This window comes from Enterocloster sp. HCN-30185 (assembly GCF_037890305.1).
Lineage (GTDB): Bacteria > Bacillota > Clostridia > Lachnospirales > Lachnospiraceae > Enterocloster.
Genome location: NZ_JBBKBT010000024.1, coordinates 1 through 14,528, shown reverse-complemented (window position 1 = coordinate 14,528; position 14,528 = coordinate 1). Strand labels below are relative to the sequence as shown.

Below are 14,528 nucleotides of genomic sequence, written 5' to 3'. Positions count from 1 at the left end.
GAGAGCTTCGGGGGAAATGTTTCTGGTGTGGCTATGGAATTTAAGCTTCTGGGGCTTGAAAATATCACGAAGATTAAAACCCGATATTATAAAAAAGGGCTTCGCAAACGTCTGAGGATCTTTGCAGGGTGGCTTTACACGAGCAGGCAGATCACAGTTAACACAGCAGGAATCACCCCTACGTTTACCAGGGCGTTGCCGAAGAACCTTCTGGAGATCAGTCAGATTGTGGCGAATCTGTGGGGGAAGGTCAGCCGGAAAACACTGCTTTCTCAGATCCCCTTTGTGGGCGATGTGGACGAGGAACTCGCGGCAGTAGAAAAGGAGGCAGAAGAAGCTGTCAAACAGCAGCAGACCATGTTTGGCCTGGGAAGCAATACGCCGCCCGAAGATCCGGAGGATGTAGATGAGTAGCCTGAAATACTGGGAGAAGCGACAGGCGCAGCGGATGTTTGAATATATGCAGTCAGCAGAGGATACAGCAGACGAGATATCAAAGCTGTACCAGAAGGCGTCCGGATATATATCCCATGAGCTGGACCGTATTTTTGAGAGATATAAACGCAAGCACCATTTAACGGATGCGGAAGCATACAGGCTTTTGAATACACTGGGGGATAAAACCTCTCTTGACGGACTAAAACAGGCACTCAAGGTTCCGGGAAGAGGGCAGACAGCCGCAGACCTGCTGGCAGAACTGGAAAGCCCTGCTTACCAGGCAAGGCTGGAACGTCTGCAGCAGCTTCAAAACCAGATCGACCTTACTATGCAAGAGATTTATAACCAGGAAAAAGTGAGGAATACCAGCCATTATGTGGATCTGGCGAATGAGGCGTATTATAAAAGCATTTTTGATATCCAGCAGCGTACAGGGATGGGATTTTCTTTTTCTCTGATTGACCCCAAAGTGATTGAGACTGTAATCAACAGTAAGTGGTCTGGGGAAAATTACTCGAAACGAATTTGGAACAATACGCAGGCTCTTGCAAAGGATTTGAAGCAGGAATTGCTTGTAAGCTTGGTAACTGGTCGCACTGACCGGGAAACAGCTGATATCATTGCCAATAAGCACGCTCAGGGAGCCAGCAATGCCCGCAGGCTGGTGCGGACGGAATCCTGTAATCTTGCAAACCAGATGGAGATGCTGTCTTATGAGGAGTGTGGGATTGAGACTTATATTTATGTGGCTACGTTGGATTTGAAGACCTCCGAGGAATGCCGCAGGCTGGACGGGAAGCGCTTCCCTGTTGCAGAGCAGCAGCCAGGGAAGAATTGTCCTCCTATGCATCCGTGGTGCCGGTCAACAACCATCTGTGATATTTCTGCTGAGGAACTGGCTCAGATGAAACGCCGGGCCAGAGATCCGGAAACAGGGAAAACAATTACGGTTCCGGCGGATATGACGTATGATGAGTGGTATCGTAAAAATGTGAAGGGAAGAGCTCAGGCTGAGTATAAAGAAACAGCAGTTAAAAATCACAGCACGGACCGAAAACAATATGAAAGATACAAAGCAGTTTTGGGAGACGATATTCCAAAATCACTGGATTCTTTCCAGAAAATAAAGTATACTGATAAAAAGAAATGGGATACGCTTAAATATGAATACCGGATTGTTAACCAGTATGATGTGGTATCGGGAAGTGTACCTCCCCAAAAGATTGTGGGGCTACACGAAAAAAATCAGCAGTTTAGGAATGAATTTAAATCGGGTGTTGGGAAGAAAGGAAATGCCGCGGCTCTCGAATTTAATGGAAAGACGTATTACGCAAACAGCAGTATACAGAGTGCCGTAAGCAGAGGGTATTCAAAATATAAGGGAAACCCTGCTGATCTGATTTTATTAAAACCTAAAACAGAAAGAGCTTTTAAAACGTTTCCCGTAAAATCATCTTCTTCACCTTATGGTTCTTGGGATCGATGTATAGACAGTGAAGCAAAGCTGATGGAATTTTTACATGACAGCAATGACGGGAGAATATCAGAAGCTTACTTGCTGTCTGATTTCCCCATGTGTGACAGCTGTAAAAATGTATTGGAACAATTTAAGCAGCATGACAGCAATATCCATTTAAATGTAGTTGAAAGGAAAAAACATGGAAGCACTTGAAGATATTAAAGACTATATTGATGATGCGTTTGATGTGTGGCCGGATCTTGAATGCGGACTGGATGGTTTGCTGGGGTATGTAGGTGAGTATAATGAGTGTTTTAATACCGGAAAAGAAAATGTGGATTGGGCAGAACACATTATTCTGTTTTCATATGCGGCGTTGAAAAGGGGGTATGATTTACATTTGGAAATAAAAGAAGAGTGCCGAAGGGCAGTGAAATATCTGGAGAAGGTGAAGGTGTCAGTTCTCGAAACTGAAATTCAGTTTTTGCGAAAAAAAGGAATTTAAAATTGAATCAATAGAAGTACAAAAACCACCAGTCAGTAATGGCCGGTGGTATTTTTATACGCAAAATTAAGGAGGAATCACAATGGGAAGTCAGGAATTTTTAAACATCTGCAAGGCCAAGGTAGCAGAGTATCACAACCAGAAGAAGGATAAGACAGACGCAACTCCGACTATGACGGTGAATGATGTGTTTGTGGTCTGGTACAGCAAGAGCCTTCAGAATCACAAGGCTCTGCTCAGTACGCCTGTATCTGATGGTATGTATTATGAGCTGACTTACAACGGCGATAAGAATGAGCTGTACTTTGATGCCTATAAGAAGTGGGAAAATATCTGTTATCCCATGTAATGGGCGTTGCGACGTCGCAACAGGAAGGAGCACACAATGAGTAGATTGTTAAGATGGCTGAAACAGTTCTTTTGCAGAACAAAGCCTGGATGTGAACATCAGTATAGAAAGCACTGGTGCCGCCGTCATGGCCCTTATGGCGGCTATGTGAGGCGGTGCGTTAAGTGCGGAAAAATTGAATAAGTCATAGAAAGATTTAAGATAGTCATAGAATTAGTCATAGACACGCAGGCAGAGGTCTGGGTGTTATTTTTATGCTCCGAAATGAGCCTAAACTACGCAATGGCTTGGACTTAACTGGATGGGCTGGGGCAGAGAGGAGTAAGAATGAAAAGACGTACATTAGAAACAAAACGGATTCCCATGATGCTGCAGTTATTTGCAGAGGGCGGCAATACTTCTGGAGCAGAGGGCGGTGATGGGACAGGAGGAGCAGGCACCGACGGATCAGGAGGAGATAACCAGCCTTCTTTTGATGATCTGTTAAAGGACGGCTATCAGGCAGAGTTTGACCGGAGAGTGCAGAAAGCAATCGACACTGCCTTAACCAATGCAAAAGAGAAATGGCAGACGCTGACGGATGATAAGCTGTCTGAGGCAGAAAAGTTAGCTAAGATGACCAAAGAGGAAAAAGCGCAGTATATGCAGCAGAAAAAGGAGAAGGAGTTGGCTGACCGGGAAGCGGCTGTGACACGGTCAGAGCTGATGGCGCAGGCGAAGAATACGCTGGCAGAAAAGAAGCTTCCTGCAGGGCTCGCAGGGGTGTTAAATTACACAGACGCAGATTCCTGCAATCAATCCATTTTAGCTGTGGAAAAGGCATTTCAGGAGGCGGTACAGGCTGCGGTGGAAGAACGCTTAAAAGGTGGAAATCCACCTAAGAAGGCGCCTCAGGGGGATCCAATGGAAGAACTGGAGAAAGAAATTTATAACGCTATGAAAGGATGATGTGAATTATGGCAATCAATACACTTGCAACTGCAACTTTATTTCAGTCCAATTTGGACAAGATTGCGATCCAGGACGCTGTTACAGGCTGGATGGATGCAAATGCCGGGCAGGCAATCTACAATGGTGGTGCAGAGGTAAAAATCCCCAAGATGACAGTACAGGGAATGGCGAACTATGACCGTGACAAAGGCTATGTTCAGGGCGGCGTGACGCTGGAATACGAGACCCGGAAAATGACTCAGGACCGTGGCCGCAAGTTCCAGCTGGATGCAATGGATGTGAACGAAAACAATTTTGTGACAACGGCATCCTCTGTTATGGGAGCATTCCAGAGAGAACACGTAATCCCGGAGATTGACGCATACCGCCTGTCAGCCCTTGCTACGCAGGCCATTGGATACCAGAGCGGGGCTTTGGTTGAGTATGACTATACTCCGGCAGAGGGAACTGTGCTCCGCAAGATTAAAGAGGGAATCAGGGCGGTCCGGGATAATGGATACAACGGCCCTCTGGTGATTCATGCAATTTCAGAAGTAACAATGGAACTGGAAATTGCCCTTTCCGGTAAAATTTCCGCAGTTGACTTTGCAAAAGGCGGAATCAATACCAGGGTTCCGGCTGTAGACGGTGTGCCGATCATCGAAACACCGGCCAATCGTATGTATACCGCCATTAAGATTAACGATGGAACAACTGGAGGCCAGGAAAAAGGCGGATACGAAAAGGGAGAAACGGCAAAGCAGATCAATTTTATGATCCTTCCCAGAACCACCCCCATTGCGATCACCAAGCAGGATAAAATGAAAATCTTTAGCCCGGATGAAAACCAGGACGCAGATGCATGGAAAATGAATTACCGCCGGTTCCATGATATCTGGGTATTGGATAATCGGTTAAATTCCATCTGGGTGAACGTTAAGGAGGCGAAAGGATAATGAGATACATCCGAGGAAATGTTGAGAGAGAGGCAGGGACGAAAGAAATGTGTTCCCGTTTGGAGGCAGAAGGGTTTAAAAAAGTCATTCCGGAGCAGCAGGCGGAAGGGCAGTCGCCTGAGGAAGAAACGATTCCCTTAGAACAGATGAGCGCAGTACAGTTGAAGGAATATGCAAAAAGCAAGGGGATCGAGGGCGCAAACAGCCTCACAAAGGCAGAGCTTCTGGCAGTATTGAAGGAAGTGGATTAAATGGACCAGCTTGCGTGGTTAAGTAAGATGACTGGGGAGAGCGATGAAGAATTGCTCTCCCTTCTCTTATCGGATGCGGAGGAATTTGTGCTGGGTTATACAAACCGTAGGGAGGTACTTCCGGAGTTAAAGAAGCCCATTCGGGACCTGGCCCTGATTGCTTATAACCGCATGGGGACGGAAGGGGAGACCGGACGGAGCGGAGGCGGGGAATCGTATACGTTTGATGCTGCCCCGAAACAGGTCTATGATGTGCTGAACCGGTACCGTCTGGCAAGAGTAGGAGGCAAAAGATATGAGGTTAAAACGCAGCAGGGTGAAGCAGTTTTGCCACAGGGCAGCCGTTCCTAAAAAAGACCCGGAAGGAAGCTCATATGTGGAATATGCCCCAGCAGGCACATTTCGGGCAGAGGAGTGGCCGGGAGGCGGAAAGCTTCAGGCCGAGAGGTATGGACAGCGGCTGTCAAATATACGGAACCTTCGGATTGACGGCAGGTACAGGGAGATATCTGATTCCGGAAAGGTGTGTTACCAGATAGAAGGAGGCCCGATGATTTCTGCGGATGATGGTATTTGTTTTAATGTACCGGGAAGCCAGGAGCCAGATTACCGTATAGTGGCTATTTACCCTTATCGCTTCCTCACACTGGAGGTAGAAAAACTATGATCGAAGGCCACAAGGAATTAGGACGGAAATTTGCGACGTTGGAGCAGATTGCAGACCAGCAGATGGAGAGAATTGTAAAAAATCAGCTGAAGCACGTACAGGCAGCGGCGAAACTGCTCTGCCCGGTAAGCCAGGGGGAGTTAAGGAACAGCATCCGGTCCAGTGTCCAGCGTGTGGATGACCGGGTTGTAGGGACGGTATATACCAACAAAGCATATGCCCCGTATGTGGAATTTGGTACTGGCCCAAAGGGAGAGGCAGACCATGCCGGGATTTCCCCTGCCGTTTCCCCGGCTTACAGCCAGTCTCCTTGGTGGATCCATGAAAGCCAGATAGATAAGGAGACGGCGGAGAGATATCACTGGTTTTATCTGGATACGCCGAACGGACGTTTCTACCAGTGCACGGGCCAGCCGGCGCAGCCCTTCATGTATCCGGCCCTGAAAGATAATGAGGAGCGTATTGTGCGTAATATGCAGAACCATATTGCGAGAGAACTGAGAAAGGAAAGCAAATGATTAATGTAAAAGATCAGGTATATCAGGCCCTGCTTGCAGTATCGGAGAATGTAACGGATTGTTACCCGAAAAACTGGGAGCAGGATCTGGCAATCCAGTACATGGAGGAAGACAACCGGGTGATTGAGTACACAGATATGAAAGAGCAGAAGGCGTACGTGCGGTACCGGATTGATATCTGGAACAGGAGAAGTACTTCCGCTGCTGCCGTAGCTGTGGATGCTGCAATCGCTGCGTTGGGATTAAAGAGGACGCAGTGCCAGGATGTGGATGATCCCAGCGGAATGAAGCATAAACAGATGAGATATGAGATGGTTATTGATGTGGAGACCGGACAGGTCTACCATACAGCATAAGAAATGAGGTGAAATGTATGCTGGCAAACGGATCAAAACTGGGATACAAAAAGAAAGGTTCTGAGGAAGAGTATAAAGACCTTCCCGGCCTGAAGGAAATCCCGGAAATGGGTATTGAGCCTGAAAAGGTGCAGAATACCTGCCTTACGGATAAAGTCCATCAGTATGAGAATGGGATCGGTGATGCGGGGGATCTGACTTACAAATTCAAATATGACAATTCAAAGGCAGACTGCCCATACCGTGTTATGAGGGCCGCCCAAAATTCCGGGGAAGTGCTGTCATTCAAGGAAACACTGCTTGATGGTACGGAAACTGAATTTGATGGGCAGGTATCGGTCAAGAGGACCGGCGGCGGAGTAAATGGCGTGATTGAGTTCAATCTGTCAATTTCGCTGCAGAGTGATCTGAAAGTAACTGATCCGGTATAAAAGAAAGAGGAGGAAACGCAATATGTCACAGTTATTTGGTATGGATGAGGAACTGGAGAACGAAGGAAAAAACAAGGTAGAAACCATAGAGGAGATCAAAACCAGGAAACGCCCCTTTGCGTATTGGAAGGTGGGGGATAATGAGTTAAAGCTTAAGCTCACAACCGCCCAGGTCTGCAAGCTGGAGGAAAAGTACAGGACAAACCTTCTCTCCCTTCTTACCGGCGGCAGTGATATCCCGCCTCTTGGGATCATGCTCACTGTGATCCAGATGGCTGCCATCCCGTGGAGCCATGGATTAAAGCTTAAGCACCTGCAGTCCATGTTCGATCAGTATGTGGAAGAAGGCGGTACCCAGATCACACTGTTTGCAGATGTTATCATGGATATCCTGATCGTAAGCGGTTTTTTTACGGAGAACCAGAGGGAGGAAGTACAGGAGAAGCTGGAGGACGCAAAGATCAACCTGTAACCCTGACAGATCTGGTCTGGGAACTGTATCCGATCGCCTTGGACTGTGGAATCCGGCCGGATGACTTTTGGTGTTATTCGGTCGGGGAGATCCGTGACCTGATGGAATCCTATGCACGGAGGGAGCGGAGCCGGATGAAGGAGCGTATTTCTGCCCGGTTCCAGACCGCTTCCCTGATCGGGCTCCATATGCAGAAGCTGTTTGATGATAAGGATGAAATCCATATCCCCCATACCTGGGAGGTATATCCAGAGCTGTTTGCCGGGGAACAGAGGGTGTGGGAAGAACAGCGAAAGAAGGAGCAGCTGGAGCGGGCAAGGGCGTCCCGAAAGGAATATGCCGCAAGGTACAATGAAATGCGCAGGCAGGGCCTGTGTTGAGAAAAAACAGACAGGAAAGGTGGTGAGGATAACGGACGGAAGTGGGATTACTCTGGAGAAATTAAAGGTTATCATTGAAGCATATACGAAGCCTTACAGGGAGCAGATGGAAAAGGTAAGGGCACAGACTTCCCAGGTAGCAGACAGGGTAGAACGTCAGACAGCCAGGATTTCCCAATCATGGAAGAAGGTAGGGGCTGTGGTTGCTTCGGTATTAAGTATTGGAGCAATCGTGGCATTTGGAAAATCCTGTATTGATCTGGGAAGCAATCTGGCGGAAGTACAGAACGTTGTAGATGTGACCTTTGGCTCCATGTCCGGCAGGGTGGACGCTTTTGCGAAAGACGCGGCAAAATCGTTTGGTCTGTCGGAGACGATGGCTAAAAAGTATATGGGTACCTACGGCGCGATGGCAAAATCCTTCGGGATCGCGGGAAATGCAGGCTATGAGATGTCGGCTGCGATCATGGGGCTTACCGGTGATGTAGCATCCTTTTACAATCTGTCCCAGGATGAGGCTTACACGAAGCTGAAATCAATCTTTACGGGAGAAACAGAAAGCTTAAAGGACCTGGGCGTGGTTATGACTCAGACGGCCCTTGACCAATACGCACTGAATGAGGGGCTTGGAAAGACAACCAATAAGATGACCGAGCAGGAGAAGGTACTGCTCCGATACCGGTTTGTCATGTCCCAGCTGTCGGATGCTTCCGGTGACTTTGCCCGGACAAGCAATTCCTGGGCCAATCAGGTGCGGGTCCTCCAGCTGCAGTTTGAGTCCTTAAAGGCAACTATTGGACAGGGTCTTATCAATGTATTTACCCCGGTTATTACCGTAATCAATGCGATTTTGGAGAAGCTCCAGACATTGGCTAACTATTTTAAGGCATTTACAGAAGCCATTTTCGGTGATGCATCCGGAAACGCCGGAGGGGTATCCGGTTCCATGGATTCGGCTGCCGGATCTTCCGGGCAGATCGCAGACAACATGGGAAGCGCTGCGGGATCAGCCAAGGAACTCAACCGGCAGCTTGCCAAGTTCGATGAGCTGAACAACTTAAGCTCCAACCGTGGATCTGGAGGCGGTGGAGTTGGTGGCGGAGGAGGAATCCTTGAGGATTTGGATCTGGGAATGGAAAATGTACAGGCTCAGGCGGATCTGATATCCAGTAAGATCATTGATGCGTTTAAGGCTGGGGACTATTATTCCGTTGGTGCTTATATTGGAGCTGCCATTACAGACTCTCTTCGCAGTGTCAACTGGAATGAAGCGTATGAATCAGCAAGAGGGTTTGGAAGCGGCTTTGCCCGATTCTTAAATGGGCTTATTTCTCCGGAGCTGTTTGGTGAGGTAGGGATTACCATAGGTTCTGCTTTAAACACCGCACTATATGCTGGACTTGAATTTGGAAAAACGTTTGATTGGTCTGATTTTGGTCTATCTATAGCAGCAGGAATCAACGGATTCTTTTTGACGTTTGATTTCAGTTCGTTAGGAAGTACGTTTTCTGTATTTGTGATTGGGCTTCTCAATGCTCTTGCAACGGCTCTTGAAAATACCGATTGGTTCATGGTCGGCCAGAAGCTTGGCCAGTTTTTAGCAAGTCTTGATTGGAAAACAATCTTGGCAGAAGTTGGACGTATTATTATAGATGCGATAAGTGCAGGTATTAAATTATACGCTGGATTGGTTGAGGCAGCACCGATTGAAACAGCATTGATTACTGCTATACTCGGCTTTAAATTTGCGGGAATTGGTATAGGGATAGCAAAAAAAATAGGCGAATCTTTAGCAAAGCTTAAGATATCATTACCAGGATTACAGCTTGTATTAAATGGCGCTGTTACATTTTCAGCGGGTCTTCCTGCGCTTCAGGTAATTGGAAATGAGATAATTGATGCCATTGACATATTTATTCGTGAGAATTTCGGACAGAGCGTTTTAAACGCAATGGGAGAGGGCTTATTGATTGCAGAGGGTGCAGGTATAGGTGCATTCCTTGGCGGCCCTATAGGAGCCTTGATTGGCGCTATTGTAGCTCTTGTGATTGATACAGTTCAGGGTGGCGAATGGGTCACAAAACTCTGGAAAGGGATCGGAGATACTTTCTTTAACTGGGATTTTTCATCTTCTCTTTTGGAAAAGGCAAAGGGCTTTTTTGATAAGGCCTTTCAGGCTGACAATTTCCTTGAATTTGGTGAAAACATAATTGCAGGCCTTGCAGCAGGTCTTGCAGCAGGGGTATCTTTTTTGAGCGAACCCATTGTAGATCTGTTTAACTGGATCGTAGAAGGGATCTGTTCCATTTTTGGTATTGCATCTCCAGCAAAAAATATGGAGATATATGGACAGTATATCCTGGAGGGAATCATAGGCGGTTTTACTGCAACATTCCCGGAATGGACCGAATCCCTGAACCAGTGGTACAACGAGCATATAGCCCCATGGTTTACGTTGCAGAAGTGGAGCGAATTATACGAATCCATTAAAACCAGCCTGAAAACAAAGTGGCAGGAAACGGTGGGACAGTGGGATACAGATGTAAAGAACTGGTGGGACAGCCATGTTACCAAATGGTTTAAGGTGGAAACCTGGAAAGGAGTCTCATCTGGTATTAAAGATGGCCTAGAATCATCCTTTGATGCAGCTATTGAAGGGGTAAAGGCATTATGGAATAAATTCGCCAGCTGGCTGAATGAGAAACTTACCTTTACTATCGATCCTGTTACCATTATGGGGCAAACCCTCTATGAAGGCGGGGAGATCAACTTGGGTAAGGTTCCAACCTTTGCAGCCGGAGGCTTCCCAGATCGCGGCGAGCTGTTCATAGCCAATGAAGCAGGACCGGAGATGATCGGACGTTTTGGCCGCAGGTCTGCAGTGGCAAATCAGGACCAGATCACGGATGGAATTGCAACGGCCGTATATGCGGCAAATACGGAACAGAATCAGCTGCTGCGAGAACAGAATGACCTGTTGAGGGCAATTTTGGCAAAGCCTGGAGTCAATAAAGATGATGTGGTAGATCTTTGGAGATCCGGGGCTGGTGAGTACAGAAAGCAGACTGGGAGGCAGCTGGCCTTGGATTATTAAATACGGCGGGGCATTTGATGTCCCGCTTCTTTGCGTAAAAAATGAGGAGGTAGTACATTATGTCCGCATATCAGGGGTGGCTGTTAAAGTTTGACGGCCGCATATTTCCGGAAAAATATATTGCACATGGCTCCTACAATGCCACGCCGAACCAGAAGCAGGACGAGGATTCTTACCAGGATGGTTACGGAAGGCTTCATAGAAATGTACTCCCCCATACCAGAAGCAAGATCGAGTGGACAACGCCGTTTATGCATTTGGACAGCAAGATTGATATGCAGTCCTATTTTCCTGACCGTGTAACCATGGAAGTTGAGTATTGGAACGATGAAACGAACACATATACAAAAGGGACGTTTTATGTACCGGATATCCAATTCCCATATTATGATGCAAGCGGAACAGACATACGGTATAACCCTATCCGTATTGCGTTGATTGAGTACTAGGGAGGTGGTGGAGTGTTAGAGATTGCAGAGGAAATCAAGCAGAGATTCCGGGGAGACAATAACTGCGAGGAGACAGTAAGAACGTTGGAGCTGTCATTCTTCAATCGGAATGTGGACACCCTGTATCCCTCCAATGATTTATACCCTTCCAGTGATTTGTTTCCGGCAGATGCGGGAAGCCCATGGCTTACAATTGGGATGGACCGCATTTGTGCGGAGACTTTGAGTTTGACCGAAAGCCTGAGCTCCGGCGATAACATTGTTTGGGGAAGCTGCGAGTCTGCAAAACTGACGCTTACAGTAGCAGACGTAGAGGATGACATAGAGGGGAAAGAGTTTACGGCGACATTATCCATAGGCGATTATTCAATGGCTTATGGGATTTATACTGTGGATAGTGTGATCCGTCAGGCAGACCGGCGGAAGCGGAAAATAACCGCATATGATCGCATGAAAAAATTTGATACCGATGTATCAGAATGGTATCAGGCCATATATCCGGAAGAATCCTCGGTACATACCCTCAAGGAACTGAGGGATAGTCTGTGTGATTACATCGGAGTGAGCCAGAGGTTTACACAGCTGCCGAATGATGATTTGATGATCGGAAAGACCATTGATCCTGAAACACTGTGCGGCAGGGATGTACTGCGGGCGATCTGTGAGATCAACGGAGTGTTCGGCCATTTTGACCGGACCGGCGCACTGGCGTATATAAGCCTGCAGAACACGGGTGTCTATCCATCTGAAACGCTGTATCCGGGAAATGACCTATTTCCCCAGTCTGGCTGGCAATCTGCGGAGAATCTGGAATATTATAAGACAATCACATATGAGGATTACCTCATTGATGGAATTGACCGTGTCCAGATCCGGCAGGAGGAGGGAGATATCGGAGCGGTGGTAGGATCCGGCAGCAATGCTTATGTGGTAGAAGGGAATTTTTTGACCTATGGCATGGGGAGCGCTGGTCTTACAAAGTTGGCATGGTCCGTCTATGATCTGATTGCTGGGAAGACATACCGCCCAGCAAAAATTGTATCGTATGCCATGCCATGGATTGAGGCAGGGGACGGCATACGGGCAATTACAACCGATACAGAAATAGCTACCTTTGTGCTGCATCGGACCATGAGCGGGATCCAGTCTATGATGGATACCATTCAGTCTAAGGGGACAAAGCAGCAGGGGCAGAGATTTGGAATCCCCAATGAAATTATACAGCTCAAAGGAAAGACCGCAGTTATTGTGCGCAGCGTGGAAGAGGTATCCGTAAAACTCTCTGATGTGGAGAAGAATACAACCGCCCAGCTGAAAGTGGTATCAGATGCGATTGAAGCAGAGGTAAAGCGAGCGACCGGGCAGGAGGTGGAGCTTGCCGGGTCCATCAAGGTGATGGCCGGACAGATTGAGCAGAAGGTCAGCGCAGGGGACCTGGTGGCTAAGATCAATCTGGAGGCAAACAAAAGCGGTTCTAAAATCGTAATGGAAGCAGGCCATTTCGTGCTGAAAGGTACTAATTTCTGGGTAAATGAAGATGGATCTGGCGGTGCCGCTAACGGGAATCTCACGTGGAATGCCGCAGGTAAGTTGGTGGCAGTAGGCATGGAACTTCGGGGTACTGCAAATACCAGTTCGATCGGGGCGGATGTGATTAACTGTAATCATTTGGAAGCAGATAAAATTAATTGTGATGGGGATTCCAATTTTTTAGGTGAGGCACAATTCATCTATATTTCCTGTCGCTCCATCTACAGCTCTGTTGCAGGAGAGTCGTGGTCTGATAAACGTCTAAAACGGGCAGTAAGACGGATTGACCCGGAAACAGCGGGACAACTGATTTCCAGGCTGCGCCCCATTACCTATAAGACGAAGCAGGGAGGACTTCCGGGTATTGGTTTCTACGCTCAGGAAGTGGCAGAGGCTTTACGGGAGTTGGAACTGGACTACCCTCTGATTGGCCGAAAGCCGGATGATGGGTATATGACACTTAGATACCAGAATTTCATTCCTTTGCTTGCAGGAGCTTTTGCGGCACAGCAGAGGGAACTTGAGCAGATAAAGGAGGATTTGTATGACAGAAAATAAAGGAAAGCTGCTGGTCTATTCCCGGAAGGATATGCAGATGGTGATGGATTTTGTTGACAGCCTCCAGTATACAGGGCTGGCAATGGCAAGGAAGGTAAGCACCATCGGGACCATCTTGGAATCCGGCAGGCCGCTTGATGAGATCGTAAAGAAGGGAGGCAATGAAAATGGGGATTCTTAGGAGAATGAAGCAGCGGACAACTGAAATGGAAAAGAGCTATTTTCCGTACACTTGGAAAGATAAGCCCAGTATTGAATCGCCGATCAATTCTGTTAATCTGAACCATATTGAAAGCGGAATCAATGAACTGGATAACCGCATTGTGGTTTTATTCAAGGATAAAGCAGAAAAGACGGAGCTTGCCAATGTGTTTATCAATTTTGAGTTTAATGAGAACAGCGGCGTAATGACGTTTACCCGGTTCGATGGCAGCAAAGTGGAAAAGGATACTGCCATGGAGAAGATTGCTCTTAACTGTTATCTGGAGGGTGATAATTTTGTCCTGGAACTGGCAGATGGAAGCAAACAGACAGTTTCCCTCTCCAAGTTCATTGATACATACACGTTTAAAAGTACAGATGTTATCCGAATGAGTGTGAACGGAAAAGAAGTATCTGCGGATATTCCGGATGGGAAAATTACACTTGAGAAGCTGGAAGCTACTGTAATGTCTGCTATCCGGCAGTATGTCCTTGATGCGCAGACGGCGAAGGGAGTAGCGGAACAGGCAGCGAGTACGGCACAGGGCTGGGCCATTGGCGGGGAAAGCTTTGAAAAGAACAATGCCAAATATTTTTCAGGCCAGTCTAAGCGGTATGCGGTCGGCGGCGTGGAAGAGGGGGATGAAGCGGACAACGCCCAGTATTACTGTGAAGAGGCGAGGAAGGCCGCAGAGCAGGCGGCTGGATCAGCAGGATTTGACGGTACCGCAGCCAGTGTATCAGCGGGAGACACTCATGATCTTACAGGCGCAGGGGTCGGCAAGAAATCCACGGTACAGAACCTGTTGGACGTTATTGCTCAGAACCTGGTCGAAAAAGTTGTTACATCTGATACCTTCCAACAGGTCTTGGTGAAGTATCTGGTTAATAATGGGTTGACAACGGAGACAGGGAAGTTTGCCTTAGATGCAGCTTACGGGAAAAATTTGCAGGATCAGATTACTCAACAAAATAGCAATATCA

General features: G+C 47.5%; 19 protein-coding genes. All 19 read left to right on the top strand.

The window, feature by feature from the left end:
• On the top strand, positions 1–414 hold a 414-nt coding region (locus tag WKT10_RS15440), incomplete at its 5' end, for a phage portal protein (protein WP_340278011.1).
• Positions 407–2,110, top strand: coding sequence for a minor capsid protein (locus WKT10_RS15435; RefSeq protein ID WP_340278010.1), 1,704 nt, complete (start codon positions 407–409; stop codon positions 2,108–2,110). The genes WKT10_RS15440 and WKT10_RS15435, both read left to right, overlap by 8 nt.
• Positions 2,097–2,402: a hypothetical protein gene (locus WKT10_RS15430; protein ID WP_340278009.1), complete on the top strand. Its 306-nt coding sequence runs from the start codon at positions 2,097–2,099 to the stop codon at positions 2,400–2,402. Before WKT10_RS15435 ends, WKT10_RS15430 begins: the two co-directional genes overlap by 14 nt.
• 82 nt (positions 2,403–2,484) lie before the next feature.
• Complete coding sequence (locus WKT10_RS15425) at positions 2,485–2,751, top strand: DUF6275 family protein (protein ID WP_340278008.1); 267 nt, start codon at positions 2,485–2,487, stop codon at positions 2,749–2,751.
• A 327-nt stretch (positions 2,752–3,078) separates the two neighbouring features.
• Positions 3,079–3,699, top strand: coding sequence for a DUF4355 domain-containing protein (locus WKT10_RS15420; protein ID WP_340278007.1), 621 nt, complete (start codon positions 3,079–3,081; stop codon positions 3,697–3,699).
• An 8-nt stretch (positions 3,700–3,707) separates the two neighbouring features.
• Complete coding sequence (locus WKT10_RS15415; RefSeq protein WP_340278006.1) at positions 3,708–4,637, top strand: hypothetical protein; 930 nt, start codon at positions 3,708–3,710, stop codon at positions 4,635–4,637.
• On the top strand, positions 4,637–4,888 hold the full coding sequence (locus WKT10_RS15410) for a Rho termination factor N-terminal domain-containing protein (RefSeq protein WP_340278005.1): 252 nt from the start codon (positions 4,637–4,639) through the stop codon (positions 4,886–4,888). Before WKT10_RS15415 ends, WKT10_RS15410 begins: the two co-directional genes overlap by 1 nt.
• The gene (locus WKT10_RS15405) at positions 4,889–5,239 is read left to right on the top strand and encodes a phage head-tail connector protein (protein ID WP_340278004.1); all 351 of its coding nucleotides are present in this window, start codon (positions 4,889–4,891) and stop codon (positions 5,237–5,239) included.
• Positions 5,184–5,555, top strand: coding sequence for a hypothetical protein (locus tag WKT10_RS15400; RefSeq protein WP_340278003.1), 372 nt, complete (start codon positions 5,184–5,186; stop codon positions 5,553–5,555). Before WKT10_RS15405 ends, WKT10_RS15400 begins: the two co-directional genes overlap by 56 nt.
• Positions 5,552–6,073: an HK97-gp10 family putative phage morphogenesis protein gene (locus WKT10_RS15395; RefSeq protein ID WP_340278002.1), complete on the top strand. Its 522-nt coding sequence runs from the start codon at positions 5,552–5,554 to the stop codon at positions 6,071–6,073. Before WKT10_RS15400 ends, WKT10_RS15395 begins: the two co-directional genes overlap by 4 nt.
• A complete protein-coding gene (locus WKT10_RS15390) occupies positions 6,070–6,429 on the top strand; it encodes a hypothetical protein (RefSeq protein ID WP_340278001.1) in 360 nt (119 codons plus the stop codon). Before WKT10_RS15395 ends, WKT10_RS15390 begins: the two co-directional genes overlap by 4 nt.
• Positions 6,430–6,446: 17 nt before the next feature.
• Positions 6,447–6,860, top strand: a complete 414-nt coding sequence (locus WKT10_RS15385) for a phage tail tube protein (protein WP_340278000.1) — start codon at positions 6,447–6,449, stop codon at positions 6,858–6,860.
• Between the two features lie 22 nt (positions 6,861–6,882).
• On the top strand, positions 6,883–7,332 hold the full coding sequence (locus tag WKT10_RS15380) for a DUF6096 family protein (RefSeq protein WP_340277999.1): 450 nt from the start codon (positions 6,883–6,885) through the stop codon (positions 7,330–7,332).
• A gap of 101 nt (positions 7,333–7,433) precedes the next feature.
• The gene (locus WKT10_RS15375) at positions 7,434–7,712 is read left to right on the top strand and encodes a hypothetical protein (protein WP_340277998.1); all 279 of its coding nucleotides are present in this window, start codon (positions 7,434–7,436) and stop codon (positions 7,710–7,712) included.
• A gap of 106 nt (positions 7,713–7,818) precedes the next feature.
• Entirely contained in the window at positions 7,819–10,806 is a 2,988-nt protein-coding gene (locus WKT10_RS15370) for a hypothetical protein (protein ID WP_445293033.1), read from the top strand.
• 59 nt (positions 10,807–10,865) lie between these two features.
• On the top strand, positions 10,866–11,255 hold the full coding sequence (locus WKT10_RS15365; protein ID WP_066542853.1) for a DUF6711 family protein: 390 nt from the start codon (positions 10,866–10,868) through the stop codon (positions 11,253–11,255).
• 12 nt (positions 11,256–11,267) lie between these two features.
• Entirely contained in the window at positions 11,268–13,343 is a 2,076-nt protein-coding gene (locus WKT10_RS15360) for a tail fiber domain-containing protein (protein WP_340277996.1), read from the top strand.
• On the top strand, positions 13,330–13,524 hold the full coding sequence (locus WKT10_RS15355) for a hypothetical protein (RefSeq protein WP_340277995.1): 195 nt from the start codon (positions 13,330–13,332) through the stop codon (positions 13,522–13,524). Before WKT10_RS15360 ends, WKT10_RS15355 begins: the two co-directional genes overlap by 14 nt.
• A partial coding sequence (locus WKT10_RS15350) for a hypothetical protein (RefSeq protein ID WP_340277994.1) occupies positions 13,511–14,528 on the top strand: 1,018 nt, incomplete at its 3' end. The genes WKT10_RS15355 and WKT10_RS15350, both read left to right, overlap by 14 nt.